Annotated in this window: 21 protein-coding genes; 7 read left to right on the top strand and 14 right to left on the bottom strand. The window is 46.7% G+C overall.

Annotated features, from left to right (window positions below; all coding sequences use genetic code 11):
- Window positions 1-213: 213 nt before the first annotated feature.
- Together fabF and HDC33_RS03800 are read right to left on the bottom strand one after the other, a co-directional pair.
- On the bottom strand, window positions 214-1,449 hold the full coding sequence (gene fabF / locus HDC33_RS03805; protein ID WP_179391178.1) for a beta-ketoacyl-ACP synthase II: 1,236 nt from the start codon (window positions 1,447-1,449) through the stop codon (window positions 214-216).
- A 168-nt stretch (window positions 1,450-1,617) separates the two neighbouring features.
- Window positions 1,618-2,550 carry a beta-ketoacyl-ACP synthase III gene (locus HDC33_RS03800; RefSeq protein ID WP_179391177.1) on the bottom strand — a complete coding sequence of 311 codons (933 nt, stop codon included), beginning with the start codon at window positions 2,548-2,550 and terminating at the stop codon, window positions 1,618-1,620.
- A 186-nt stretch (window positions 2,551-2,736) separates the two neighbouring features.
- Between HDC33_RS03800 and HDC33_RS03795 the strand changes: the two genes are divergently transcribed.
- The gene (locus HDC33_RS03795) at window positions 2,737-2,919 is read left to right on the top strand and encodes a YjzD family protein (RefSeq protein WP_179391176.1); all 183 of its coding nucleotides are present in this window, start codon (window positions 2,737-2,739) and stop codon (window positions 2,917-2,919) included.
- A gap of 100 nt (window positions 2,920-3,019) precedes the next feature.
- Here the strand turns inward: HDC33_RS03795 and HDC33_RS03790 are convergent, their stop codons facing one another.
- From HDC33_RS03790 to HDC33_RS03775, 4 genes are all read right to left on the bottom strand, one after another.
- Window positions 3,020-5,155 carry an ATP-dependent Clp protease ATP-binding subunit gene (locus tag HDC33_RS03790; protein WP_179392614.1) on the bottom strand — a complete coding sequence of 712 codons (2,136 nt, stop codon included), beginning with the start codon at window positions 5,153-5,155 and terminating at the stop codon, window positions 3,020-3,022.
- 164 nt (window positions 5,156-5,319) lie between these two features.
- Window positions 5,320-5,799, bottom strand: coding sequence for a ribonuclease E activity regulator RraA (gene rraA / locus HDC33_RS03785; protein ID WP_179392613.1), 480 nt, complete (start codon window positions 5,797-5,799; stop codon window positions 5,320-5,322).
- Between the two features lie 164 nt (window positions 5,800-5,963).
- Window positions 5,964-6,272, bottom strand: a complete 309-nt coding sequence (locus HDC33_RS03780; RefSeq protein WP_179391175.1) for a metal-sulfur cluster assembly factor — start codon at window positions 6,270-6,272, stop codon at window positions 5,964-5,966.
- 54 nt (window positions 6,273-6,326) lie between these two features.
- Entirely contained in the window at window positions 6,327-7,094 is a 768-nt protein-coding gene (locus HDC33_RS03775) for a dienelactone hydrolase family protein (protein ID WP_179391174.1), read from the bottom strand.
- Between the two features lie 136 nt (window positions 7,095-7,230).
- Between HDC33_RS03775 and HDC33_RS03770 the strand changes: the two genes are divergently transcribed.
- The 3 genes from HDC33_RS03770 to HDC33_RS03760 are packed head-to-tail and all read left to right on the top strand — an operon-like array spanning window position 7,231 to window position 10,272.
- Window positions 7,231-8,040 (top strand): Cof-type HAD-IIB family hydrolase, encoded by an 810-nt coding sequence (locus tag HDC33_RS03770; RefSeq protein ID WP_179391173.1) that lies wholly within the window; start codon window positions 7,231-7,233, stop codon window positions 8,038-8,040.
- A 27-nt stretch (window positions 8,041-8,067) separates the two neighbouring features.
- Window positions 8,068-8,925 (top strand): DegV family protein, encoded by an 858-nt coding sequence (locus tag HDC33_RS03765; RefSeq protein ID WP_179391172.1) that lies wholly within the window; start codon window positions 8,068-8,070, stop codon window positions 8,923-8,925.
- A 21-nt stretch (window positions 8,926-8,946) separates the two neighbouring features.
- The gene (locus tag HDC33_RS03760) at window positions 8,947-10,272 is read left to right on the top strand and encodes an FAD-dependent oxidoreductase (protein WP_370457401.1); all 1,326 of its coding nucleotides are present in this window, start codon (window positions 8,947-8,949) and stop codon (window positions 10,270-10,272) included.
- 47 nt (window positions 10,273-10,319) lie between these two features.
- On the opposite strand, the gene HDC33_RS03755 is transcribed toward HDC33_RS03760, so the two are convergent.
- Complete coding sequence (locus tag HDC33_RS03755; RefSeq protein ID WP_179391170.1) at window positions 10,320-11,768, bottom strand: alpha-amylase family glycosyl hydrolase; 1,449 nt, start codon at window positions 11,766-11,768, stop codon at window positions 10,320-10,322.
- A 269-nt stretch (window positions 11,769-12,037) separates the two neighbouring features.
- On the opposite strand from HDC33_RS03755, the gene HDC33_RS03750 reads away from it, so the two are divergent.
- Complete coding sequence (locus HDC33_RS03750) at window positions 12,038-12,964, top strand: hypothetical protein (protein ID WP_179391169.1); 927 nt, start codon at window positions 12,038-12,040, stop codon at window positions 12,962-12,964.
- 274 nt (window positions 12,965-13,238) lie between these two features.
- Here the strand turns inward: HDC33_RS03750 and HDC33_RS03745 are convergent, their stop codons facing one another.
- From HDC33_RS03745 to HDC33_RS03715, 7 genes are all read right to left on the bottom strand, one after another.
- Window positions 13,239-13,613, bottom strand: a complete 375-nt coding sequence (locus tag HDC33_RS03745) for a YisL family protein (RefSeq protein WP_179391168.1) — start codon at window positions 13,611-13,613, stop codon at window positions 13,239-13,241.
- A 72-nt stretch (window positions 13,614-13,685) separates the two neighbouring features.
- Entirely contained in the window at window positions 13,686-14,585 is a 900-nt protein-coding gene (locus tag HDC33_RS03740) for a fumarylacetoacetate hydrolase family protein (RefSeq protein ID WP_179391167.1), read from the bottom strand.
- Window positions 14,586-14,684: 99 nt separating this feature from the next.
- On the bottom strand, window positions 14,685-15,881 hold the full coding sequence (locus HDC33_RS03735) for a DUF418 domain-containing protein (protein WP_255457296.1): 1,197 nt from the start codon (window positions 15,879-15,881) through the stop codon (window positions 14,685-14,687).
- Window positions 15,878-19,591: a helicase-exonuclease AddAB subunit AddA gene (gene addA, locus HDC33_RS03730; protein WP_179391166.1), complete on the bottom strand. Its 3,714-nt coding sequence runs from the start codon at window positions 19,589-19,591 to the stop codon at window positions 15,878-15,880. Before addA ends, HDC33_RS03735 begins: the two co-directional genes overlap by 4 nt.
- Window positions 19,569-23,066, bottom strand: coding sequence for a helicase-exonuclease AddAB subunit AddB (addB, locus tag HDC33_RS03725; protein ID WP_179391165.1), 3,498 nt, complete (start codon window positions 23,064-23,066; stop codon window positions 19,569-19,571). The genes addA and addB overlap by 23 nt, the downstream gene beginning before the upstream one ends.
- 920 nt (window positions 23,067-23,986) lie before the next feature.
- The gene (locus tag HDC33_RS16700; RefSeq protein ID WP_179391164.1) at window positions 23,987-24,349 is read right to left on the bottom strand and encodes a diguanylate cyclase domain-containing protein; all 363 of its coding nucleotides are present in this window, start codon (window positions 24,347-24,349) and stop codon (window positions 23,987-23,989) included.
- 432 nt (window positions 24,350-24,781) lie between these two features.
- Window positions 24,782-25,405, bottom strand: a complete 624-nt coding sequence (locus tag HDC33_RS03715) for a TVP38/TMEM64 family protein (protein ID WP_179391163.1) — start codon at window positions 25,403-25,405, stop codon at window positions 24,782-24,784.
- A gap of 158 nt (window positions 25,406-25,563) precedes the next feature.
- Here HDC33_RS03715 and HDC33_RS03710 point away from each other — a divergent pair, with 158 nt between their 5' ends.
- The gene (locus HDC33_RS03710) at window positions 25,564-26,289 is read left to right on the top strand and encodes an AzlC family ABC transporter permease (RefSeq protein ID WP_179391162.1); all 726 of its coding nucleotides are present in this window, start codon (window positions 25,564-25,566) and stop codon (window positions 26,287-26,289) included.
- Window positions 26,289-26,597, top strand: coding sequence for an AzlD domain-containing protein (locus HDC33_RS03705; protein WP_179391161.1), 309 nt, complete (start codon window positions 26,289-26,291; stop codon window positions 26,595-26,597). The genes HDC33_RS03710 and HDC33_RS03705 overlap by 1 nt, the downstream gene beginning before the upstream one ends.
- The last annotated feature ends 146 nt before the right edge of the window (window positions 26,598-26,743 follow it).

The following is a 26,743-nucleotide window of genomic DNA, read 5'->3' as shown; positions in this document are numbered from 1 at the left end:
CCTTTTGATTTTCTTTGATTATATGAATGCATGGCCCCCTTTTAGACGAAGGGGGCTATTTTATTTGTGGGGAATTGTGGAACTGGATGCGCGAATGGGATTTGGCATAACTTACTATGTAATTGAGAGGTCATTTCACGGAACTGTCATGGCAAGCCGTTTAAACATGAAAAAAAGACGCCCAGTCATCCGGGGCGCCCTTCAATTTACTAGTTAGATCTTTTTAAATACGAGTGATGCATTATGTCCACCAAAACCGAGTGAGTTGCTCATTGCGTACGTAATGTCCGCTTTGCGTGCACCTTCTGTTACGTAGTCGAGGTCACATTCCGGGTCTTGATTGACGACATTCATTGTCGGTGGCAGGATCCCTTCTTGCAATGCCTTCACTGTGAAGATTGCTTCCAATCCGCCTGCTGCGCCGAGGAGATGGCCAGTCATCGATTTTGTTGAGCTCATTGCCAGTTTGTAGGCATGCTCGCCGAAAACTGCTTTTGCTGCTAGTGTTTCGAATTGATCGTTGTAAGGTGTGCTTGTACCATGGGCGTTGATGTAGTCGATTTTATCAGGACTCACACCGCTTTGATCAATCGCTTGTTGCATTGCGCGTGCGCCGCCTTCGCCGCCAGGTGCTGGAGCTGTAATATGGTGTGCATCGCCTGTCGCGCCGTAACCAACGAGTTCAGCGTAAATTTTCGCACCGCGGGCAACCGCATGCTCGTACTCTTCTAGGATTAAGATGCCTGCGCCTTCTCCGATTACAAAGCCGTCACGGTCTTTATCGAACGGACGTGATGCTGTTGCTGGATCGGGATTTAATGACAAAGCTGTGTTCGCACAAAAACCGGCAACTGACATCGTTGTAATCGGTGCTTCTGCACCACCCGTGATCATGACGTCCGCATCGCCGCGGCGGATGACTTCAAATGCATCACCGATTGAGTTTGTACCTGATGCACAAGCTGTTACTGAACAAGAGTTGATGCCTTTTGCACCGTGATAAATCGATACTTGGCCTGCTGCCATATCAGGAATCATCATAGGAACAAAAAATGGACTGACGCGACGATAGCCTTTTTCTTGGAATGTCAGGAACTGCTGTTCATGCGTTTCCATGCCGCCAATACCTGAACCGATCCATACACCCGTGCGAAGTGCCAATTCTCCCTCAAGTTCAAGGTTTGCATCTTTCATCGCCATAATAGAAGAAGCGAGCGCATAATGCGTGAAGCGATCCATTTTGCGCGCATCTTTCCGCGAAACGTATTCTTCTATGTCAAACTCTTTTACTTCAGCTGCCACTTTTACAGGAAACTGATCCCTGTCAAGCCTTGTCAGTGGCCCTATTCCGGATCTACCTTCCAGGACCGCTTTCCAGGACTCCTCCGCCGAATTCCCTACTGGGGAAACAGCCCCGATACCTGTTACTACTACACGTCTTTTTTCCATATGTGAAAACTTCCCTTCTATATAGGATGATTCTATTCCATTCAATACTATTTACACGTCATTATCATTAATGCATGGCTACTATGCTAAATTGAAATATAGTAGCCCATCAGATTCGCTTTGGTGCTGTGGGAGACGACGTTGTATTCAAATGTTCACCTTCACTTGTTATCTTCCCCACTTGATGCACAAAGCACCCCAAGTTAGGCCGCCGCCAAATCCTACGAGTACGATGACGTCATCGTCCTTCACTCTGCCTTCAGTCAAATCATCGACAAGTGATATCGGGATGGATGCGGCAGATGTATTGCCGTATTTATGGATAGTCTTCGACATTTTTTCGATTGGTAAACCAAGGCGCTGCCGGGAAGCTTCCATGATTCGTATATTCGCTTGATGCGGTATGAGGAAATCGACATCTTCCTTCTTAAGACCCGCTTTTACGATAACGCTTTCAGCAGATTCGCCCATTTGACGAACTGCAAATTTGAATACTTCGCGGCCGTTCATGACAAGTTTTTCATCTTGATAAAGGTGTTTGCCGCCGCTGCCGTCCGCGCCAAGTTCGAATGACAGGATTCCCCGCCCTTCGCTCACTTTTCCGATAACAGCAGCACCTGCTCCATCGCCGAAAAGAATGGCGGTATTGCGATCTTCCCAGTTGGTGATTTTCGATAGCTTTTCAACACCGACAACAAGTACATAATCATATGTGCCCGATTCGACGAATTGCTTTGCTGTTACGACGCCATACATGAATCCGGCACATGCCGCCGAAACGTCCATTGCTGCAGCATTTTTTGCGCCTAGCTGTTCTTGTAGCATTGATGACACTGATGGAAATGGCCGATCCGGTGTTACAGTGGCTACAACAATTAATCCGATTTCTTCCGGTTTTATACCGGATTTGCTAATAGCATCCACGGCGGCATTGTATGCCATATGGGACGTGTCCGTTGAATCGTCCGCTATGCGTCTTTCTTCTATGCCTGTCATTGTGCGGATCCATTCATCAGACGTATCCAAACGCTTTTCTAGATCCGCGTTCGTCAAAACAGTTGACGGTGTATATTTGCCCATACCTAGAATACCAGCTGTCATTCCGCATCCCCCATTTTTTATCATCTATTATTAGTACCTGGTATCAATCATAAAAGAAACGGGCATGTTTTTCAACCCGCTGACACTTTTTCGCCAAATTAAATTCATATTACATGGAAATTAGTTTCTCCATTTAAGCCACTGTGATATGATAATGATTGAAATAGTAATGTAGAGGTGAATTCGATGAGATTCGTAATGACATTTATTTGGTCTTTCTTTTTGATATCCATGTTGAACTATGTATCTGGGGCTATTGCGAGCGTACCGTTTGACTTCATGCCAGGCGCGATTGTTTCAGTCGTTGTCGCTTTAATCGTTATCTTCATGGGTGAATCTTTCCCAGAGGGCGAAGTTACAGATCATTAATCAGCAAAAAACCATTTCCATTCCGGAGATGGTTTTTTTATTATTCATTTCAAACAGAAAGCCGCTGGGAATTCAAAATCCCGGCGGCCTTCTTTATGATTTACGCTTTCTGGATAACCACTTTTCCGTCTTCCATCGTTAGGACCAGCTTGTCAGTCGGTTTCAAATCACCTTTAATGACTTCTTTGGCGACGATTGTCTCAACATGCCGCTGGATGAAACGCTTCAATGGACGCGCTCCAAAATCCGCGTCTGTTCCTTCACTGACAATCCAATCAAGCACGTCTTCACTGTATTCCATCACAATTTCTTGCCCGCGTAACCGTTTGGCAAGGTCGTCGATTATTTTCCGTGCAATCAAACGGAATGATTCGCCTGTCAGCGAATGGAAGATGATGATGTCGTCCATCCGGTTCAGTAACTCCGGTTTGAAATGGTTCTTTAATTCGGCCATGACAAGATCTTCCGCGGCATGGTTTTCGGTATCATCCAATCCATGCAGCAAGTAAGCGGAACCGATATTAGATGTCATAATGACAACAGTATTTGTAAAGTTGACAAGCCTGCCCTGGCTGTCTGTGATTCGGCCGTCATCCAGCACTTGCAGTAGAATGTTCGCAACGTCCGGATGCGCTTTTTCGATTTCATCCAATAGAACGACTGAATACGGATTGCGACGAACCGCTTCCGTCAACTGGCCCCCTTCTTCATAACCGACGTATCCCGGGGGTGCGCCGACAAGTCTGGATACACTATGTTTCTCCATGTATTCCGACATGTCGATGCGGATGAAGTGCTCTTCCGAATCAAATAATGTGGCGGCAAGTGTTTTCGCAAGTTCCGTCTTTCCGACCCCTGTCGGTCCTAAAAACAGGAATGAACCGATTGGTTTGTCTGGATCTTTTATTCCAGCCCGGGCACGCCAGACGGCTTCCGTCACAAGTTGGACAGCATCGTCTTGCCCGATGACACGCTCTTCAAGTGTTTCACGGAGACGAAGCAGTTTCTCCCTTTCGCCTTCAACAAGTTTCGTCACCGGAATACCCGTCCAGCGCGCAACGATCGTCGCAATTTCTTCTTCCGTCACTTCTTCACGGAGCAGCCGGTTTTCTTGACCGTCCAGAAGAGGTGCCTCAAGTTCATGCAACTCCCGTTCAAGCGTCGGTATTTTACCGTGGCGAAGTTCCGCTGCTTTATTCAGATCGTAGCGGTTTTCAGCTTCTTCAAGTTCACGCCGGTAGCGGTCGAGCTGTTCGCGCTTATCCTGGATTCCCCGCAATGTCTCTTTTTCCGCGTCCCATTGTCCGCGCATGCCTTCAGATGATTCTTTCAACTCTTCCAGTTCATCGCGTAATACTTCAAGACGATTTTGACTGACTGCGTCTTTTTCTTTGCGCAATGCCTGTTCTTCAATTTCCAGCTGCATAATCCGACGTGTCACTGCATCCAGCTCGGATGGCATCGAATCGATTTCCGTCCGAATCATCGCACTTGCCTCATCTATTAAGTCGATCGCTTTGTCCGGCAAGAAACGTTCCGTCAAATAGCGGTCTGATAACGCCGCCGCCGCGACAATCGCACGGTCATGAATCCGCACGCCATGATGAAGTTCATACCTTTCCTTCAATCCGCGTAATATCGACACCGTATCTTCAACGGACGGTTCACGCACAAGAACTTGCTGGAAACGGCGTTCAAGCGCGGGGTCCTTTTCGATGTACATACGATACTCATCGAGCGTCGTGGCACCGATACAGTACAGTTCACCACGTGCAAGCATCGGTTTCAGCATATTGCCTGCATCCATCGCGCCTTCCGTTTTTCCCGCGCCGACGATCGTATGGATTTCATCGATGAAAAGAATGATTTCCCCCGTACTGTCTTTCACTTGTTGAAGCACGCCTTTCAAGCGTTCCTCAAATTCCCCGCGGTATTTCGCACCGGCGATAAGTGCGCTCATATCCAGTTCGAAGATTTGACGATCTTTCAATCCTTCCGGTACGTCGCCTTTTACTATCCGTTGAGCAAGCCCTTCAACGATTGCTGTTTTCCCGACGCCGGGTTCGCCGATAAGGACAGGATTATTTTTCGTCTTCCTCGATAATATCCGGATAACGTTCCTTATTTCTTCGTCACGTCCGATAACAGGGTCCATTTTGCCTTTCTTCACTTCTTCTACAAGGTTTCGCCCAAATTGTTCCAGAGGTGTACGTTGGTCTTCTTGTTGTCCATCCATTCGCATCTGTATTTCCACCTTTCCATATTTCCCAGTTTGACTTTGACTATCTTTGATTAATTAAATTATAAATCGAATACGGTTTATTGTAAAGCGTTGCACATCGCCGTTGATCATAAAAAAGAAAAACCTCCGATAAGGAGTTTTCCTTTTTCGGAGGTTCATTATTTGCTGAACAGATTACGTGAGGCTACAACAATGCCGTCTTCATCCACATAAACATAGTGATCAGGGGTCCATTCAATATCTCCGAAATCCAATTTACTATCCTGTTCCCCTTTTCCTTCTTTTTTACTCTTCATCGGATTACTTCCCAGTGCCAATACACCGATATTTTGTTCCATCAGTTCGGTAGTGTCGCGGACACAACCATGAATGATTACACCTGCAAGTTTGCGTTTTTCCGCGATCAGACCTAGATTGCCCCCCATTAATGCACATCTTTTCGAACCTTTGCCATCGACTACAAGGACGCTGCCTTCAGGAATCGTTTGCAACGCTTCTTTTACTAATACGTTATCTTCTAAAACTTGTACGGTGGCAATCGGACCGGAGAAGCTTTTATTTTTGCCATATGATTTAAATTCCATCGAACAGACTTGTATTTCATTTGCGAAGTCATCGCATACGTCAGCTGTTTTAATTGACAATCAAACCGCCCCTTTACCATAATATCGTTTCCTGCTCTATACACCATTCGACATTATTTCTTAATTCCTTTTATTTTTCAAAAAAATGCCACATGACCTCGTTAAAGGTCATGTGGCATTTCTTCTTGTCTAGCTTCGGCGGCAAGACGCTTTTCTAATTATCTAACGCCCAGCGCTATTTTTGCATAACGGGACATTTTGTCTCTTGACCATGGCGGATTCCAAATGATATTGACATCCACGTCTTTCACTTCAGGAAGTTCCATCAATTCTTGTTTGATGTTCGCAACGATTTGCGGCCCCATCGGACAACCCATTGATGTAAGTGTCATTGTAATCTTTGCAGTGCCTTCTTCGACCAGTTCTGCATCATATACGAGACCTAAGTTGACGATATCGATTCCGAGTTCCGGGTCGATAACATTTTCAAGTGCGCCCATCATGCTATCTTTCATGTCCTGACTCATCTTCATCCCTCTTTCCGTACGGTTGATGTGTTAATCATACCAGAGTTCCCTTCTTCATTTCAAATGACAGGCGAGCCAGTCGGCCGATTGTAGCATTCCCGCTCTGGAAACAGCATGTCCCGCATTGTCATCCGAAATGAATGCAATTCGGTCAGGTACTTCGGAATAATCCTTCTTAACGGCTTTATAAAAATTATGTGTCGGTTCATACGGCACAACAGTATCCTGCTGACCATGCCAAAAATAGATTGGCCTGTTGTTCAGCCGGGATGGATGTTTTGTCAGATCGAATGTGGATAACGTAGTGAGCAACTTTTTCTTTTCTTCTTCAGTGATCGGCAATTTAAAGCCACGACGTTCATACTCGGACATTTGCGCCTTCGCAAGCTGGACGAATCCCGGTGCGCCCATCATGACGGCGGCCGCGTCAATCCAATCATATACTGCAAGACTTCCAAGCGTTGTAATGCCGCCCATCGATGTGCCGCCCAACCCAATTTTCCCTGTCGTTTGAAGTCCCCTTTTCACAAGCTCTTCGCGCAAGACGCTTACTTCTTCGATTGACGTCAGAATGATTTCCCAAAATCGGAGGCTCATCTGCACTTCGTCAAGGTTTTCATCACGAGCTCCGTGAAGATGTGCGTCAGGCAAAAGTACGCGGACCCCTTTTTTCGCCAAATTATAAGCATAATGCAGATTATGCTCTTTGGCACTCCTGAAACCATGCAGGAAAATGACGACCGGCACTTGTTTGTCTTCAAACTGTTCATCCATTATATGCAGTAAAGGGATGTTTCCCCAAATCTCTTCCATTACTTTCATAAAAACACACCTTTTTCTTTTCATTTCAGCCTACCAAAGTTTTTCTAAAAAAACAAAAAGGACGTTTCAACAAACGGAATTTTTTGACTTAGTTCACGCATTAACGATAAACTATTTACTAGAAGGAGGCGTTTTTTTGAAGCCACATTTAATCGTCCTTGATCTTGACGGGACGTTACTAACTGATGATAAAGTCATATCCGATAAGACCATGCTGACATTAAAAAATGCAGAGGAAAAAGGTCATCACATCATGATCGCAACGGGAAGACCATATCGCGCAAGTGAAGTGTATTACCGACAACTCGGGCTTAAAACACCGATCGTCAATTTCAACGGGGCATTTGTCCATCATCCTAACGATCAATCTTGGAAAACAATCCACGAAACGATAGCGCTCCCAGTGGTGAAGGATGTCATTGACGCAATGCAACAATTCACTTTCCATAATATCGTTGCTGAAGTGATGGATGATGTATATATGCAGTACCACGATGAAAAACTGCTTGATATATTTGGTTTCGGTGATCCACAAATTACTCGAGGTGATATCCGGAAAGTTTTACATGTCGATCCGACGAGTTTACTCATTCATGCCCCTGATGAAAAAGTCGATGCTATCCGGCGCCACCTGGGTGATGTACACGCTGAAGTCATCGATCATCGACAATGGGGCGCTCCATGGAAGGTTATTGAAATCGTACGGCACGGCTTGAATAAGGCTGTCGGAATTTCACATGTCTCCAAATGGATGAACATTCCGCAAGAGCGGATCATCGCATTCGGCGACGAGGACAATGACCTTGAGATGATTGACTATGCTGGAGTCGGAGTTGCCATGGCAAATGGAATCGACAGATTGAAATCGATTGCGGATGAAGTGACGGATTCGAATAATGATGATGGCATTGCAAGGGTACTCCGTGAGAGGTTACACTTGGATTAACTACGATTACCCAATGGAGGAATTCAAATGAGAATTTTTGCGGACAGTGCTTGCGATCTGCCAAAGTCGTTTTTCGATGAAAACGATGTAACACTTTTCCCGTTGCGTGTGCTGATTGACGACAAAGAGTACGATGATATTATGACAATCGATTCACTGGAAGTTTATAATGCAATCCGGAATGGTAAACAACCTAAGACATCACAAGTATCGCCAGAGCTGTTTCTAAGTAAATGGAAAGAACTTGCGGCATCCGGAGAAGATGGGATTTACATCGCCTTTTCATCGGAATTGTCCGGAACCTTTAACACCGCCGTTATGACGAAGGATCAAGTGAAAGATACAAATCCGAATATGAATCTTATTGTTATCGATTCAAGATGCGCTTCGCTCGGTTACGGGCTACTCGTAAAAGAAGCTGTGCGGCTTCGTGATGCAGGTGAGACTGATGTCAGGACGATTGAACGTAAAATCCGTTTTATGGCAGGACATATGGAGCACTTATTCACAGTCGAAGATCTCGACTATATGGCACGCGGCGGACGGGTGTCAAAAACGAGCGCATTCATCGGCGGACTGCTGAACATTAAGCCTCTCCTGCATGTCGCAGGCGGAAAACTCGTTCCGATTGAAAAACACCGCGGACGTAAAAAGGTGTTGCGCCGCATGACGGAACTCATGGCAGAACGCGGTGAAAATTTGTCTGAACAAACGATTGCGATCAGCCATAGTGATGATGAGGGTATTGCGTTGGAATTGAAGGCGGCTATTGAAGAATTAGTTGGGCCGAAAAACATTGAAATCCACATCATCGGATCAGTCATCGGCGCACATGTCGGTCCCGGCACAGTTGGCGTCTATTTCTTGAACAGACTGAGCAAATGATGCTACTAGGAGGATGCGTTGATGAAAATTGTAATTGTCGGAGCAATTGCCGGCGGTTCTACGGTTGCTGCACAAATTAGACGTGCAGTGCCAGATGCGGAAATCACATTATTTGGACGCGATCCTCTACTTGGTTACGGTACATGCGGCATGCCGTATGTTATTGGGGGATTGATTGAGGACAAATCGAAGCTCGTCGGTTCATCTCCTGAAAAGTTCAGTGAACAACGGGATATCAATGTCCAATTGAAACATGATGTGCTATCGATAAATCGGGACAACAAAACCGTTGAAGTGCGCAATATGGAAACAGGTCAAACCTTCACGGAATCATACGACAAACTTATACTGTCGCCCGGCGGAACTTCCCGCATCCCCGATTTGAAAGGTCTCGGCGATCTGCCATTATTCACTTTGAAAAGCTTCAAAGAAATGGAAGAGATCATCGACTTTATCGATCGTGAAAAACCGCAGTCTTGTGCTGTTATCGGCGGCGGATTCATAGGAATTGAACTTGCGGAAAACTTTGCCCTGAGAGGGATCAAAACCACAGTTATTGAGCGCAACGAGCGTATCATGAATATAATGGATCCTGAAATTTCCGAGGTGCTAGGCAAGGAAATGACGGATAATAATGTAGAGTTCTATTTTGAGGACGCCATCGAACGCATCGAGGACAAGCGATTGATCATGAAAAATGGAGGAAATCTGGAAGTTGACTTCATCGCTGCGAGTCTCGGTATCGATTTAAATACACAACTCGCCGTTGAAGCCGGATTACATATCGGTCCGACAAAAGGGATTGTCGTCAACAGCTTTATGCAGACCAATGATCCTGACATTTACACAATCGGCGATGCGGCAGAATGCAAAGATTGGTTCACCGGCAAACCGAAAAACGTGAAACTAGCTTGGCATGTACACCGGCAATCGTTCATCGTCGCGCGCCATCTTGCAGGGAATCCAGTTGAAATGAACGGACTACTTGGATCTACGATTACGAAACTGTTTTCATTGACGGCAGCGATGACGGGACATTCCGCCAAAAGCTTGTCGGATGAAGGAATCGAGTTTGACACATCTGTCTATGAAGGCCGAACGAATGCAGGCTATTACCCCGATCATGGACAGATTTTGCTGCGTATCCATTACGACCGAGAATCAAGGCTGGTCCTCGGCGCACAAGCGGTCGGAGACAAAGGTATCGACAAACGCATTGACGTCATCGCAACCGCAATTATGGGCAAAATGACAATTGACGACCTAGCCGCCCTTGAACTTTGTTACTCCCCTGCCTATTCATCACCGAAAGACCCTGTTAATATGGTTGGTTATAAAGCAGAGTAACAAAACACCAGGATCGGCAAAATTCGCCGATCCTGGTGTTTTTTAATTTATTTTGCTTCTGCATCTTTCCTGCGTTGTCTTCCTTTGCGCCAAACTGCAAATAGGAATCCGAGGAACAGTGTATATATTAAAATCGAAGCGATGAGATAAGGAGTATTGAATCCTTTATCTTCATCAGCAATGTAAATCTCTGCAACTTCCCGTTCCAATACAACACGGAAAACCCCGTCTTCACCTTCACGGACCAAGTCACCATCGAGCACGCCGCGCAGCTTTTTATTGTCCCCGATTACTTCTTTCGGAATTTCCAAGTTGGCTGTCTTTGTCGTATTATTGATGGCTATAATCCATGTCTCTTCGCTGTTTGAACGCTTATAGACTGTAAATCCACCCTCATTGTGCAACATTTCAAAGTCACCGTTACGGAAAGCTTCGGATTGGTTACGCAATTTGTTGAGATCCCCGATGTGTTCAATTAACTCTTCATCAATTTTGAAATTCAGCAGTGGATGACTTTCTGGCGCCGTTTGTCCGTTTACCGCTATTTCACTACCGTAGGGCATTATCGGAACGCCCGGCAGTGAGAATAAGGCAGCTACGGCAAGTTTCCACCTTGTCGGCGGGAACATTCGCGCTTCTACAATGTCGTATGTGAAACGCGGTCCTGTCAATTCATCAAATTGAATCATTTCCTGTTTAGTCGCATCTGTAAATAGTGATAGCGGTGATGTATCCGCGTCGTATTGCACAAAAGCCTGTTTCAAGCCGTTCATTTTTTCCATATTCGGAGCTGTATCGAAGTCCGCATCACTTTCTTCATTCGTCAGAACATACGCTTTCGGATTCACCTTTTTTACAGCCTGAATGATTTCATTCAAAAATGCTGCGTCGATTTTATCGATTTTCGTCAAGCGGATTCCGTCCAACTTATATGTTTCAACGAAATCAACGACTGCCTCTTTCAATGCTTGCTGTGCACCCGCATCAGAAGTATCCCAGTCGATTGTCCCGTTAGCGGCGGGAACCGATTTGACAGTCCCCTCTTTTGCCCATATATGATTCTCGCTGACATTTGCCAGTGGAAAATCGGCGATCACGGATAGTTCCTGCTTATGGATCGCTTTAATCATGTCGGAAAATTCCTTGTCCGTCCCGAAATGCGGTTCAAGTTTTGTATAATCAAGCACTTTACTTCCATCATACGATTCCGTTTCGAATACGGGACCGAGCGAAATAAGCGTAAAGCCCATTTTCACTATGTGTTCAAGTCGCGTTGCCACTCCAGTAAAGTCACCGCCGTTGAACGCATTCATATCTTTTGTGTTTACGTCAAAATCATTCCTGCCATCGCCGTTGTTAAACCGGTCGACGAGCAGATCATATATACTTTCATCTTCTATTGTTCTTTCCGTTTCTGCAAGAACCCCCGCTGGAGATAGGGTGGATACAAGCAGCAGAAAAGTTACAATCAGTCCAAACCATTTATTCGCCTTCACAAATTAGCCTCCTATATACGAGCTGTCATCCGTCATTTTACCAAACGAAGCGACTTGCCGCCATTGTTTACGACAAAAACCTTATTCTGCACAATGAAATAGGTCGATATTGTGAAATAGGGAAAGTCGCTGCCGATAGCATTGTGTAGACTGACATATGACGGATACGTGGAACTATACGACAGGTTGCTCGAACTGGACGACAGACGGCAAACTGGGCCACGGATTGCGCAAACTGTACGACGGATACCTGGAACTTATACGACAGGTTGCACGAACTATACGACAGCTGGCAAACTGGACCACGGATTACGCAAACTGTACGACGGATACCTGGAACTATACGACGGGTTGCTCGAACTGGACGACAGCCGGGAAACTGGGCCACAGATTACGTAAACTGTACGACGGATACCTGGAACTATACGACGGGTTGCACGAACTATACGACGGACGGGAAACTGGGCCACGGTTTGCGAAAACTGTACGACGGATACGTGGAACTATACGACAGGTTGCACGAACTGTACGACAGCTGGGAAACTGGACCACGGATTACGCAAACTGTACGACGGATACATGGAACTATACGACGGGTTGCTCGAACTGGACGACAGCCGGGAAACTGGGCCACAGATTACGTAAACTGTACGACGGATACGTGGAACTATACGACAGGTTGCTCGAACTGGACGACAGACGGCAAACTGGGCCACGGATTGCGCAAACTGTACGACGGATACCTGGAACTTATACGACAGGTTGCACGAACTATACGACAGCTGGCAAACTGGACCACGGATTACGCAAACTGTACGACGGATACATGGAACTATACGACGGGTTGCTCGAACTGTACGACAGCTGGGAAACTGGGCCACGGTTTGCGAAAACTGTACGACGGATACGTGAAACTGTACGACGGGTTGCACGAACTATACGACAGACGGGAAACTGGGCCACAGATTACGAAAACTGTACGACGGATATGTGGAACTGTACGACGGGTTGCTCGAACTGGACGACAGACGGCAAACTGGACCACGGATTACGCAAACTATACGACGGATACGTGGAACTGTACGACAGGTTGCTCGAACTGGACGACAGACGGCAAACTGGGTCACAGATTGCGCAAACTGTACGACGGATACCTGGAACTATACGACGGGTTGCTCGAACTGTACGACAGCTGAGAAACTGGGCCACAGATTACACAAACTGTACGACGGATGCATGGAACTATACGACAGATTGCTCGAACTATACGACCAACCTCAAAATTGAAACAAAAACACCCGCCGGCACGATGGCCAACGGGTGTCTCATTCATCATCTTCGGCGGATGTCCGCTTTTTTCGGGAAAACAGGAAGATGGAAACGGCAAACAATGCCATTAATAGTAAGAGGACAACTAGGAAAATCGATCCGCTGCCAAATTCCATCTTCACACCTCCCTGCTATCAAAGATCAAGCGAACCAGTCAATACCGACCGGCAGTTTGAATCCAAGGAATAACGTTGCCAATAGGAAAACGAAAAACAGGATCCAGACAGTCTTGACGCTCTTGTTCTTCGTTGAACGGACAAGCACCATTTCCATCATACCGATCGTCAGAAAACCCAATAGGAATTTGACGCCGTATAATGCCGCATCATTAGATGAATATTTGAAGAAGAGCAAAGCGCCTGAAATCAGAATCAGCACGTAGAATAGGCGTGCAATCATATGAAGAATCTTCCTGCCTTTTGATTCTTTGTCCATTCCCGCGGCAATAAGGAATAAAATGATTCCGACAACCCACGTAAAAATGTGTAGATGTGTAGTGTTTGATAAAACGTCCAAATTAGTCACCTCGTCTATTATTATTACATAATAATCCTATCACAAGAGGCTGACCCGGCAAAGAATTTCTACTTACACAAACTTGTTTACGAGGGTTCCAATGCCTTCAACGGATATTTTCACCACATCGCCTTTTCTCAAAAATGTCGGCGGCGTCATCCCTTTGCCGACACCGGCTGGAGTACCTGTTAAGATGACATCCCCTGGTTCAAGCGTCACATAGCGTGATAGTTCTGCTACTAGCTCATCAATTTTGAAAATCATCGATGACGTATTGCCATTTTGTCTAACTTCTTCGTTCACTTTTGTGACAATTGACAAATTATGCGGATTCGGTATTTCATCTTTCGTCACGATGTACGGCCCAATTGGACATGACTCGTCGAGACTTTTCCCAAGGAAGAACTGGCCATGCGCCGTCTGGACGTCACGCGCTGTTACGTCATTAGCGATTGAGTAACCGAAAATATAATCATAAGCAAGCTGTTTCGGGATATTGCGCCCTTCTTTGCAGATGACGACAGCAAGTTCACCCTCGTAATCCAGGCTATCCGTGACATCTTCATGGACGGAAATGTCTTGCTCGTCCGCTGCGATTGATGTCGGTGATTTCGTGAAGATCATCATTTTTTCAGGAGGTGCATCTGCGCCCATTTCAGCAGCGTGGTCTGCATAGTTCTTGCCTACACATAAGACGTTTTTAGGCGTTCTCGGAATTGGCGAAAGCCACTCTATGTCTGTGAATGAATATTTAAAACGGTCCGGGTTTTCATCAGCCCCTGCCTGTTCGACAAGTTTCCGCACCTTTTCAACGAAATCCAGTCCAGATGCAATCCCTTCAATAATTGTTTGTGGAAAGCCGGTATCTTCAAATGCTTCCGCGATGGATAGCATATCCCACACCGCATCTTCCTTCTTCACTTTTGGACCGAATAACGTCCGATCCTCATAACGGAACGACAATAATTTCATCGAATAGCCCATCCCTTCATTAGTGGAATCCCTTTTTACCTGCGGGGTAAAAGCCGCACTTACATTCATGTAACGACAAAATCTTCGCCTTTTCCTCTATTACGACAAGCGATGACCCTTTTCCTCTTTATCCTGCAAATCTTTTTTGTACGTTCCTTTCCGCCACAGCCATTCAAGCGGTCCCATGCGGAATTTCGACAGCCATAATTCGGCGAAAATAACTTGGATGGCAAATACGCCGACAGCAATCCATGTCCCTGTTGCCACATCCACTTTTCCGTACATGCCGAATCCGTACGCGTAAAAAATTAGCGTCGCAACGATTGACTGTGTAATATACGTCGTCAGCGACATCCGACCGGCTTTTGAAATAGGACGGAATAACGTGCGTAACAGCGGCAATTGGAATAATAACAGCAGAAGACCGATATAACCAATCGCTAAAACAGGTCCGCCAAATTGCGTTTGCAATAGAAGTCCATCCGGTGAAGGCCCCCCTGTATACGGCGCTGCTTTCATCCATACGCCGGCAGCTAATGCGACAATCGTTACGATTGCGATACGTCCTTTCCATTCAGAGGCACGTTCAATCACTTTCCATTTAGACAGTCCCGCACCGAACATAATCAGTGGCAGTATGATGAAAAGCCCAGTCAATGATCCCGTCAATCCATATAATAACCATTCAAAAAAGCGGAAGCTGAAGATTTCGCCGTATGTACCGTGTGCGTACGCTTCGAGCGACCGTTCTATCTGATGAATATCCGCATACCCTTCCATCATCGCATCTGGGCGCAATTTATTCAGATAATACGTGAAGGCATACATGAGCCCGGAAGGTATGATGTACATGATGGTAGCAAGCGGCAGCATCCACTTTTTCGGAATCCTGACGAATGCGATCATGGCAAAGCCCATCACTGCGTAAGTGAATAGGATATCCCCCATCCAGATGAACAGCGCATGCAGCAAGCCGAACACTAGCAAAATCCCCATGCGGCGTGCCATCATCGGCGCAAATACCGTTTTATCCGCAATGGATTTTTCATATTGCATATTCAACCCATAGCCGAACAGCATGGCAAAAACCGGATAGAAACTTGCCTCCACAAAAATATCGATCCATTTGAATGCTTCCATATCACCTGGCGCATTGAACCAGGTATACGGATCTATATACAAATATGGAGTATGGAAATGCAGCATATTCGCGATGAAAATTCCGAGCAATGCAAATCCCCGAAGCATATCGAGCGCCTCGATTCGATTACCAAGTGTCGTTGGTGTTAACTTCAATTCAATTCCCCCTGAATGTTCACGGTCCTTTCTCCGTCAAATAAATAAAGGACCATCTCTTTAATATCGATTTTCAAAATTTCTTCAATCGCCTTTTTGTAAAGGTTTAACTGAATTCCGTATCGTTTGTGCATTTCTGTATCAACGGCCTCATCTGAATCGAAGCGCCCGCGGATCCGGTCCGTTTTATAATCTAGCAATACCCAGCCATCCTTCTCCTCGAACAAACAATCCGCAATTCCTTGCAAGATTTGATAATCGCCGTCATTGTCGTCAAAAGCATACGTAAACGGCAACTCACGCTCCACTTGCTCTGCTTTCATCAGCCGCTTTGCAATGGACGTCCTGAAGAACTTCGCAACCGCATCGGCATCGACAGCGTTCGCTTCTTCGGTCGTAAGCAACTGGCGTCCGGTCAATTCCGTTATGAGTTTCTCGACTTCAGCACCGTTGCTTTCTATGTGAATGTCGATATGCTGCATAATCGTATGCATCGCCGTTCCGACTTCCGCCGCAGACAATGTCCGTGATTGCATGAAAGCCGGTCTGTTATGAAGATAAGCAGTACTTACGTCATCATTTTTCGATACGAACAAGTCATCATCCGCCTGCTGTTCTAAAATTGCCAGCCGTTTCAACTCGCTGACCGTCTGCTTGGAGCGTTTCGTCACGGATGAAAGATATGGATAAGTAGCGTCAAACCGGCGTTTCACTTCCAGAAGCATTGTTTCATCCACTTCTTCGATCGGTACAATAGCAAGCGCTGGCTCGGCTTCCTCTTCTATACCCTCAATCGCAGTATAAAATGCAGAAACGGGCAACGCATCAATTTGCCACACAGAAGGATCGATTACGGTCTGCCCCCCTGGCATGCAGCCGAACTTGCCAAACGCCGGATGTCTGGCTATAGCCGGACCAATCCAGTCCAAATAACCGTTTGCACGTGATCTCGTATACTCCGGCAACATCCGTTCAGGATCGACCAACTGGGCATCCTGCCATTGGATAATCGATTTTTCAATATCCTTTACGGAAGCAATGATTTCCAGATGTTCTTTCGCCCGCGTCATTGCCACGTATAATACGCGCATCTCTTCCGCACGCATTTCAAGTTCCTTCTTTTCCTTCATCGCGAGGAATGGCAAAGATGTATACGTGATCCGGTTATCCGGGTCGATCGCTTTAACGGCCAATCCGAAATGCTGGTCGAACAAATACGGTTCATTGAAATCCATCTTATTGAATTTCCGGCCCGCCCCTGCGATGAAGACAAAAGGAAACTCCAGCCCTTTCGACGAATGGATGGTCATGATACGGACGACATTCTCCTTTTCAGTGAGCGAGCGCGCGGCACCAAGGTCGTCTCCGCGCTTACGCATACGATCCACAAAACGCAGGAATCGGAACAGCCCGCGGAACGACGTCTTTTCATAGTCGATCGCCCGGTCATGCAGCGCCCGAAGATTCGCTTGGCGCTGTTTGCCGTTCGCCATCGCACCGACCATTTCATAGTAATGCGTATCGGAATACACTTGCCAAATCAGTTCGGACAGCGAGCCGCGCCGCGCCAAGTTTCGCCAGTCTTCAAACTGATTGAAAAACCGTTGCAGTTTTTCCTGCGTTGCCGCCGCGACACCTGCCCCGCCTGTTGCAACGAAACGCTTCAACGCCTCAAAGAACGGCTCACTTTTCGCGGCAAGCCTGATTTGCGCCAATTCATTTTCAGTCATGCCGATGAACGGCGCGCGAAGGACGGATGCCAGCGGAATATCCTGATAGGGATTGTCGATGACACGCAGCGTATTCAACATGATCATCACTTCGAGTGCATCGAAATAACCGCGTTTCAGTTCAGCGTAAATCGGAATACCCGCCAGCTTGAATTCTTCCGCGATTTCACCCGACCAAGTCATCGACCGCATCAGTATGACGATATCCCGGTATTCAAGCGGACGCCTTTTATCACTGAACGCATCGGTCACTTCAGCACCTGATGCAATCAGTTCTTGGATTTTTTTCACCATGAAACGCGCTTCCGCCTGTGAACTTTTCAAGCTCTGTCCAGCAAGTTCTGTTGCGTCGTCAACCTCTTGTCCGTCTTCCTCGTCTTCATAAAGAAGCGTCAATCCGGCCGTCACGGCTTTTTCGGGATACTTCGCGCCGTACTTCAACGCCGCCGCATCATCGTAATCGATTTCCCCGACACGGGCCCCCATCACTTGAGAAAAGATGAAGTTTGTCGCATCGAGTACTTCCGTCCGACTTCTAAAATTGGCATTCAAATCGATTTTCAGGCCTTGATTGCCGTCCGTTTCCGTAAATCGATTGTATTTGCCAAGAAACAGCATCGGTTCAGCAAGCCGGAACCGGTAGATCGATTGCTTCACATCACCGACCATGAACAGGTTTCCATCTTCTTCCCCGCCGCGCTTGACAAGCTGAATGATCGTCTCCTGTAGCATGTTGACGTCTTGGTACTCATCGACAAGCACTTCCGAAAATCGGTTGCGGTAATCCGTAGCAATATCAGACGCTACAAGTTGTCCATCCACTTCTTTGGATAAAATGCGGAGTGCATAATGCTCCAAATCTGAGAAATCGACAATACCGCGGTCGATTTTAACCGCTTCAAACCGCCTGCCATAGTCGATGACTAAATCGATGAGCGTATGCATCGCTGGCGCCATCAATCGGATTTCATCAAGAAGTCGGGCTGGAGTTCTCGTGAAATAGGATTCTTTCAACGTGTTAACAATTTTCTTCACGGCATCCCGAAGTGCTTTCGCCCGTTTTGCGAGTTCTTCATCACACGAATCTTTGCGAATCGTGCCGGCTTTCACCCATTTGAGAGTTCCGAAAAATTCGTAGGTCTGTTCCCATGTGCCTTCCGTTATACGGTGGAGCGCTTCATTAATCCACATTAAATCCGCTTCGGCTGTTGCTGCAAGCGGTTCCGGTCCGTCGGGCATGAGTGCAATCCTTTTCATGTCCCCCGTCAACGCCGCCGCTTCTTCAAGCGTATGGCGGATCGCCGTTTTCAGGGGCTTGATGAATTCCAGGTCATCGATGGACACGTGGTCACCGATATCATATTGCATCGGAATCAGACGAAGCCATTGTTCCGGCACCGGATGGACACGTGAATAGTCATACAACCGGTCGATCAGCGTTTCGATGGATTGGTCGTTGCGATCCGATGTGAAACTGTCCGCCAGGCGGTACATCGCCTCCGGATTTTCTGCACTGTACGCATCTTCAAGGACAGCCCCGATCGTATCGTCACTTAAAAGCGCCGCTTCCGTACTATCCGCAATCCGGAATCCAGGGTCGATATCAAGCAAATAAGCATATTGCCGGACGACGTTCATGCAAAATGAGTGCAGGGTGGAAATCTGTGCTTTGTTCAATAAATTCAGTTGTCTGCGCAAATGGACGGATTCCGGTTTGGCGACAATCGCTTCTTCCAGCGCTTCCGCCATCCGGTGCCGCATTTCTGCAGCGGATGCATTGGTGAATGTAACGACGAGCAGTTCATCGACATCGATCGGATTATTTTCATCCAGCACTTTTTCAATCATCCGTGTGATCAATACTTTCGTTTTTCCCGATCCGGCGGCAGCGGATACGAGAATATCTTTCCCCGTCGCCCAAATCGCTTTCCACTGGGCATCCGTAAAGGTCAGTCCTTCAGGTTTCACTGGTATGTGCATCGTCCGCCACTTCCTTCCGCATTTTTTCAAGGGATATTTCCGGATCCATTTCAGCATATGGCCGATGCTCGGAGGACGGATCTGTCGGATCGAACTGGCAAACCGATCGATAGGAACAGAATTCGCATGGCATCTTATCTTTCAATTTATATGGATAAACGCGTGTATCTCCCGCAAGCATTGCGTCTCCGGCCTTCTGGTGGCGCGTTCTGACAAATGACCGCATCATCTGTAAATCATCGGACGACAGCACTTTCGACGTTTTCGCAAACGTGCCATCCGTTTTGATGGATGCCGGAACAATTGCCGATGACCTGCCTATATCCGCATCCATGCCGATGACAACGTCCGGATTATCCAGGAGATAACCTCTCATTTTATAGGATTTCACAATTTCCGCTTCAAGGTGCGCAGGCGTTAATTCCGAACCGGAACGGATCATCGGATTGTGGATATGCATATACAGCACGCCCGCAGGATCCGCGTGTATGCCCAGCCATTCGTCCGCATTTTCAAGCGCGACGTCAAGGTATGTCATCATTTGCAAGGACAAGCCATAATACACTTCTGTTAAATCGAGGCTTTTTGCGGATGATTTATAATCGACGACACGGACATAGTTTTTGCCGCTTATTTCCGTCGCATCGACACGGTCGATTCTGCCTCGCAACTTCATCAAATCGCCACGGCGCAGCGGAATTTCAAGTGCGGGCAGTTCCTCGCCAGGGCCGAATCCCGCTTCAATGGCGACCGGTTTGAACACTGTCGATTTTGCCTGCGTGCTAAGTGAATAAATCGTCCGTTGGATAATGTGCATCAGCTTCCGTTTAATATAAACATAACGGTTCGTCGACAATAAAATCCGGTTGAAAAAATATGGCGATATGTCTTCAACCGCACCTCTAGCAAGGTTCCAGCACTCTTCGCGTGTCAGTTCCGCCCATGACTTCCCGAGACGCATCGTTTCGTCCGAAATCCATTTAAGGGCCGCGTGGAATAAATCTCCGATAGCCGGCGCTTCCAGCGTGAATTCCGTCCGTTCCCGCAAGCCAAGTCCAAACGAAGCATAGTGTTGGAACGGACAGCTGTAATAGGATTCAATACGTGACACACTCGAAACGAACGACTCCCCGTACAGCCCACCCGTCAACTCCGGTCGCAGGCGCTCCGTCCCGATCTTCGCATTCATCGGACGTAATATATGTTTTATTACAGAAGACCAATAGGGGTCCTCTTCGTAATACGCCATGACCGCACGCCATTCTCGTTCCAATACGCCCGATTGCTCCGCCTCTTTAAACTTCATCGAAACGTAAGGAAGCGCGGAACGTGGATGGCTGATGTAGTCGAATTGATCGGCTTCCAGCGGCAGTTCCGCGGGATCCGTCACGGCTATTTTCATTTCAGTTCCAGGAAGCAACTGCCCAATCCTCGTTATATAAAGCGACGGAATCAGGGGTTTCCCTTCTTCATCAGCAACAGGATACGACACATATAATTTCTCACGCGGCGCCGTGAACGCACGATACGCCATATACGTTTCGTCCATCAATTTCATTTTCGACGTCGGAGCCAATTCAAAGCCGATTTCCGAGAACCACTCACGATCCGCGTCCGACAAAAGACCTTCGTTATCTACTCGTTTCGGCATGATGCCATCGTTCACGCCCAGTACAAATACCGCGTCGATGTCCATCAAGCTTGCAACTTCGACAGTCGTTACAGTCACTTGGTCGAGCGATGGCGGAATGCGCGCAAATTCTAAGGAATCGAATCCTTCATCCAAAATTCGTGCCGCTTCTACAGGATTCATTATTTTATCGCCGAACATAAGCACGAACTGATCAAGGACGTTGATCCAGCCGTTCCATGCCTGTTCGTGTTCCGTAGCGCCAAGTAGCCGCCCCGCACGTTCTTCCTCTGCGCGCAGGTCGATGATTTTATCATAAACATTCAGCTTTTCCATGAATAAAAACAGTGCTTCCGCCACATCACGACCGCTTTTCGAACGTTTCAGACGCTGTTCGAACGCAGCAAGCGGAGCCCGGATTTCGTCGCGAATGAGATGCAATTCCTGTTCAATTGCACGTTCTTCATCGGTCTGCACGTCCGTATACAATTCGAGTCCACGGTACTTCTTCACGCGCCAGCGGCTGTCATCGAACCAGCGCTGTCCATAGATCCCATGTGCCAGCACATAGTTTTCCAATCTATCCGCCCGGTCACGCCATAATAATTTCGTTTCCCGGTGCGGGAAGAATAGATCTGTTTTAATAGCGCGGAACACCGATTCATACGACCAGCCTGTCGTCACCGCTTCTAAAACCGAGCGTGAAAACTCGATGAGCGGATGATGCAGCATCGGTTTCTTCTGGCTGATGAACACCGGAATATCGTAATGCGGGAATATCGATGCAATCAGTTCATCGTATTTTTCAGGCTGCCTATACAAAATGGCGATGTCTTTATAACGCTTTCCTGAAATCATCAAGTCCCGGATCGTACGTGCCACCGAGTGTATTTCGGCACGGCGGTCCGCCGCTTCGATCAGAACGATATTACCTTCCGATTGTTGTTGTTTGGCGGGATAATGATCGAATTCCGCTTCAAAATGACACAGATCGGCATTCAGAAAACGGTGTGCTTCCCCCATGTATAGGTCTTCTTCCACTTCCACCGCTTCCACCCGTGCCAATTCCCGCAATCTGAGCGATGTCCGCACCGGGTTGAAAAACAATTCGTGATCCGCGAAACCTGTGAGAGCACCTTCCATGGGTAGCACTACAGTGAGCCGGTTGGCGTGTTTCATCAGTTCCGTCACGATTTCGTATTCCCTAGTTGTGAAATTTTCGAAACCGTCAATATAAATATCAGCCCCTTTTAAGAGGTCTGAATGATGTATTTGCGAAGCAAGAAGTGCAAGATGCCCTTCACTATCGACATAGGACGTTCCAAGCTTTTCTTCGATTTTTGTCAATAATAACGACAAGTCTTCCGCTTTATCGAGCAATGTACGGGGGGCTCCTGTTGAAGCAAGAGTCCCATGGAGGTCGTTCATCGTCTGGTGATCAAGGGAATAACGGCTGAACTCCTTCAGCAAGTTGCCGATTTGTTCCGTGAATCCTCGTTTACTCGCCGCTTGCCTGAACAACTTGAACTGGTCACGATTTTCTTCCAGGACACTTCGTACAAGCATCCGGTAACCGAAGCCGTCCACTTCCTTGCGCGTGATGCCGCCCGTTTCCTGTAGCACCCGCCATGCCAGCCTTTTGAACGTCAACACTTGGGCACGGATGATTCCTTTTAATCCGAAGTTAACGGACAAACTATGTTCCATCGAGAACGACATCTGATCCGGTACAATGACGATAACTGGTGCTCCGACAGGGTTCTCTTCCAGTTCATCAGCGATTTCCTGCTCAATGAATGTCGTTTTTCCAGAGCCTGACCTACCGGTAATAAAACGCAATGACATTTGGTTTCCTCCTTTTATGGATGTTTATTGTACATTTCTATCTATATAGTCCGCACTTAACAAACGGAAAGTAAGTAAGTAAGTAAGTAAGTAAGTAAGTACACAAGTTGAAAGAAAGACTTCCTTCTATGACGCTTTGGCAACCTTTGTTAGGCGCATTCGCTGGTTTTTTTTCAGGTATACGGGAGGTACTGTAAGAGTCCACTAGTTGGTATTTAGACTAAGAATTGCCCAACATATACGCTTTGGCGCTTGGGGATGCCTCTCGCGATAAGTCGGGCAGAAAACCACTGCCAGTCTTATCGCTTCGGCTACCCCAGTTAGCCGCCTTCGCTGGTTCTTGTGAGTTATATTGGCTGCTGGAAAAGTCCACCGATGTGGACTAGGATAAGACCTTCCCATAATACACGCGTTGGCGCTTTGTGGAAGGCACCTTAGCTGGTTCTTCCTAGGTATAATGATGGCATCTAATTCATCGATACAGGGTAAACATCTAACAGGTGGGCTTTAACAAAGGTGCGGTAAATAGGATAGGTGAAACTTCATTCGAAAAGTCACCTTTTATATTTCAGGTTTACTAACTAAATTTATACATAATTTTTTCAATAGTCCCGACTTCACTGCTCGTTGTTTTCTTATTTATTCGATTAGCTAACTACGTATTTTGCATTTTTAAATATGATATTTAACTAAAGCTCAGGCGCCTCACTGGGGTAGCCGGAGCCGTAAGACTGACGACGAAGTTGTCTGGCTAATGGCGGGAGGCATCCCCAAGCGCCGAAGCGTGTATAATGGGCGAACCATATTTCTTTCTTAATAGCGGACCTTTTCAGTGGCCCCGTTTAAGGCAGAAAGCATCTTCGAGCACCGAAGCGGATCCAACGGAATTCTTCACTTCTATTTATATAACCAAAAGTCCTTTAATCCTTTCTTTCTATTGTACAGAAATAAGAGGACTTAGTATAACGTTGTCTATGGTATCGATTTATCAAAAATAGCCCAACCTGTTGATTGGTTGGGCTGTTATGTTTTCGATTGACAACTTTGTTACAACTGAAGTGCACGCGTGGAAGTATTAATGCAAATTCTTCCTCGTGTGCAATCTCCAGACGTTGTGCCAACTTTTGAAGAACTCTGTCCCCGGTCAAATGTCCGTATGTACCATTAACAATTTTAATATGATCAATATCCAGCAGCACTAGTGAAAGCGGCTGTGCTGTTTTTGTAATTTCGGCAATGTTAGCAGAAAAATGTTTTTGAAGACTAATGTCATTCACATGCATCACGCTTCGACTCTAGCGCAAAGCATTGATGAGCACGGGAATCTTTTGGACACATTTCGACTGGAGAGTTAGGTACATTTCTAACAATTACGCTTCCGCTGCCTCAGTAAGGCGCCTAGGCTAGGTTTATACAAGTATGCATATTTTGCTCGTATTTAGTAATCAATGCATGCAAATGGGACAGTCTATTTCCATTTCAGTTACTATGTGCAAATTCCGATTCTTTACCAAGTTCCATGATTGGACGAAAACCAATCTATTGTCGTCTAGCTCAAATTGACGAACAGACTTTATCGTACCGGAATGCGTAGCGCCTTTAGATATTTGCAGGAAAATCTGTGATTCATTCCAATAAAAAACCCTATCATTTCCTCCTTTACTTGATGCCGAAAGGTAGGGATGACAGGATTTTTTCAAATAAATAGAGTGTGTTCACTTCTCTTCACGCGATGCTGCGGTTGCTCGGAAATCGGCTTCGACTTTTGCATTCAACCTGCGCTCGAGCTGTTTGCCGATGATCCATAACAGAAAAATGACGACTACGACAATCGCTGTCCGGATCGGATCCGTGAATAATGCTTTTATATCGGAGCCGATATAGCTGATCATGAAAATCATCACAAATTTCCCTGCCATCAATGTTACTAAATAATTCTTTTTTTTCATGTCGGACAATCCCGCGACGAGATTGACAAGTGCGGATGGTGTAAATGGGAAACAGATGAACAGGAATAATGGTCCGAAACCGTTTCTCTCCACCCACTTGATCAGTTTTTGGATACGTGCACTTTTCGTCAGGAAGTTAAGTAATCGGTTGCGTCCATATTTTCGGACGATAAGAAATACAGCGTAAGAACCTACCACGGTACCTGCCCATGACAGAAGAAATCCGTACCAAAGACCGTACGCGCCTGCATTCGCGAGGACAAATGCGACGAGAGGAAGAAATGGCAGGAATGATTCTATAAATGGCAGCAACAGCCCTAAGAAAGGTCCCAGTGATTTATAATGTTGTGCTAATTCGACGATATTATTTGGATTCAACCATTCTTTCATCTGAAACACCCCTGCTTAAAAAACTTTTTTCGTCTGCGCTCTATCTTGCAATGAGCTTAAAATGGCTCTAATTTAGAGTTTTCCTTTATTTATGAACATTTAAACCCATAAATATAGTATAATCACATCAATATACTTTGGGAAGATGTGAATAGCATATGAAGCATAATCAGTTCTCGGCCGGTCTGAAAGCAGGTACAAGCATTGCCATCGGATATTTCCCCGTAGCACTCACATTCGGGCTGCTCGCAAAAACTGCGGGGCTGTCCATTATTGAAGCGACAGCAATGAGTATATTCGTTTACGCCGGCGCTGCACAATACATATCGCTTAGCCTGATTACGTCAGGTGTCGATCCGCTGTTGATCGTCATGAATACATTCATCGTCAATATCCGCCACTTTCTAATGACGGCTTCGCTCAATGAAAAGATGCAACCTGCGCGTAAATGGGTCAAAGCGATCTATGCGTTCGGCATTACAGACGAATCGTTTTCAATGCTTGCGACAGGTAAGAAAGGTAAGATTTCGACAGCTTTCGCATTTGGCGTTACGCTGATCGCTTACGGCAGCTGGGTCGTCTTCACCGCCATCGGCCACATAATCGGCGCCAACTTGCCACTCTTTCTGCAGGCAGCGATGTCGATTGCACTTTATGCGATGTTCATCGGGTTGCTTGTTCCATCGATGAAAGGAAACCGCAAAGTCGTCATGCTTGCGGCTGTTGCGGCTGCCATCCATTGTATCCTATATTTCACAGGGGCGTTGTCGACAGGATGGTCGATTCTTGTCGCGACATTGGCGTCCTCGATTGTTGTCGAAATGGTTTATGCGCGGCGCGGTAAATCTGCGGCAGCGATGTACGCACGAGAGGAGGAAGCATAATGGGTCCTAGTTATTGGTGGATGCTGTTAGGTATGGCGCTCGTGACGTATATCCCCCGCATGATCCCATTGACTGTTTTGGATGGCAAAGAGTTGCCGCCGGTTGTTCAAGGTGTGCTGCGTAATATTCCGTACGCTGTTCTCGGCGCTCTAATTTTTCCCGCGATTCTTTTCGTGCAGGAAGGAAATATATTGTTCGGGGTGCTCGGGGCAGGCGCCGCATTTTTAATCGCTTTTTTAGGCGGCGGCGTCATGTCGGTTGTGCTAGGCACGATTGCCGTGTTGGCGGTTTATAGTTTGTTTGTGTGAAGAGACCGCGTTGGTGTGGTCTTTTTTTTATTGAGGTGAGTGTTGGTTGGCGTGCGATATGGTCGGTTGTGCGCGTGGTTATAGTCGGTTGAGCGCGGGATACGGACGGTTGAGCGCCGGATACGGTCGGTCTACCGCGGGTTACG

This window comes from Sporosarcina sp. JAI121 (assembly GCF_013408665.1).
In the GTDB taxonomy this organism is placed as follows: Bacteria; Bacillota; Bacilli; order Bacillales_A; family Planococcaceae; genus Sporosarcina.
Note: the sequence above shows the minus strand (reverse complement) of the source record. Positions and strands in the feature narration are given on the sequence as shown.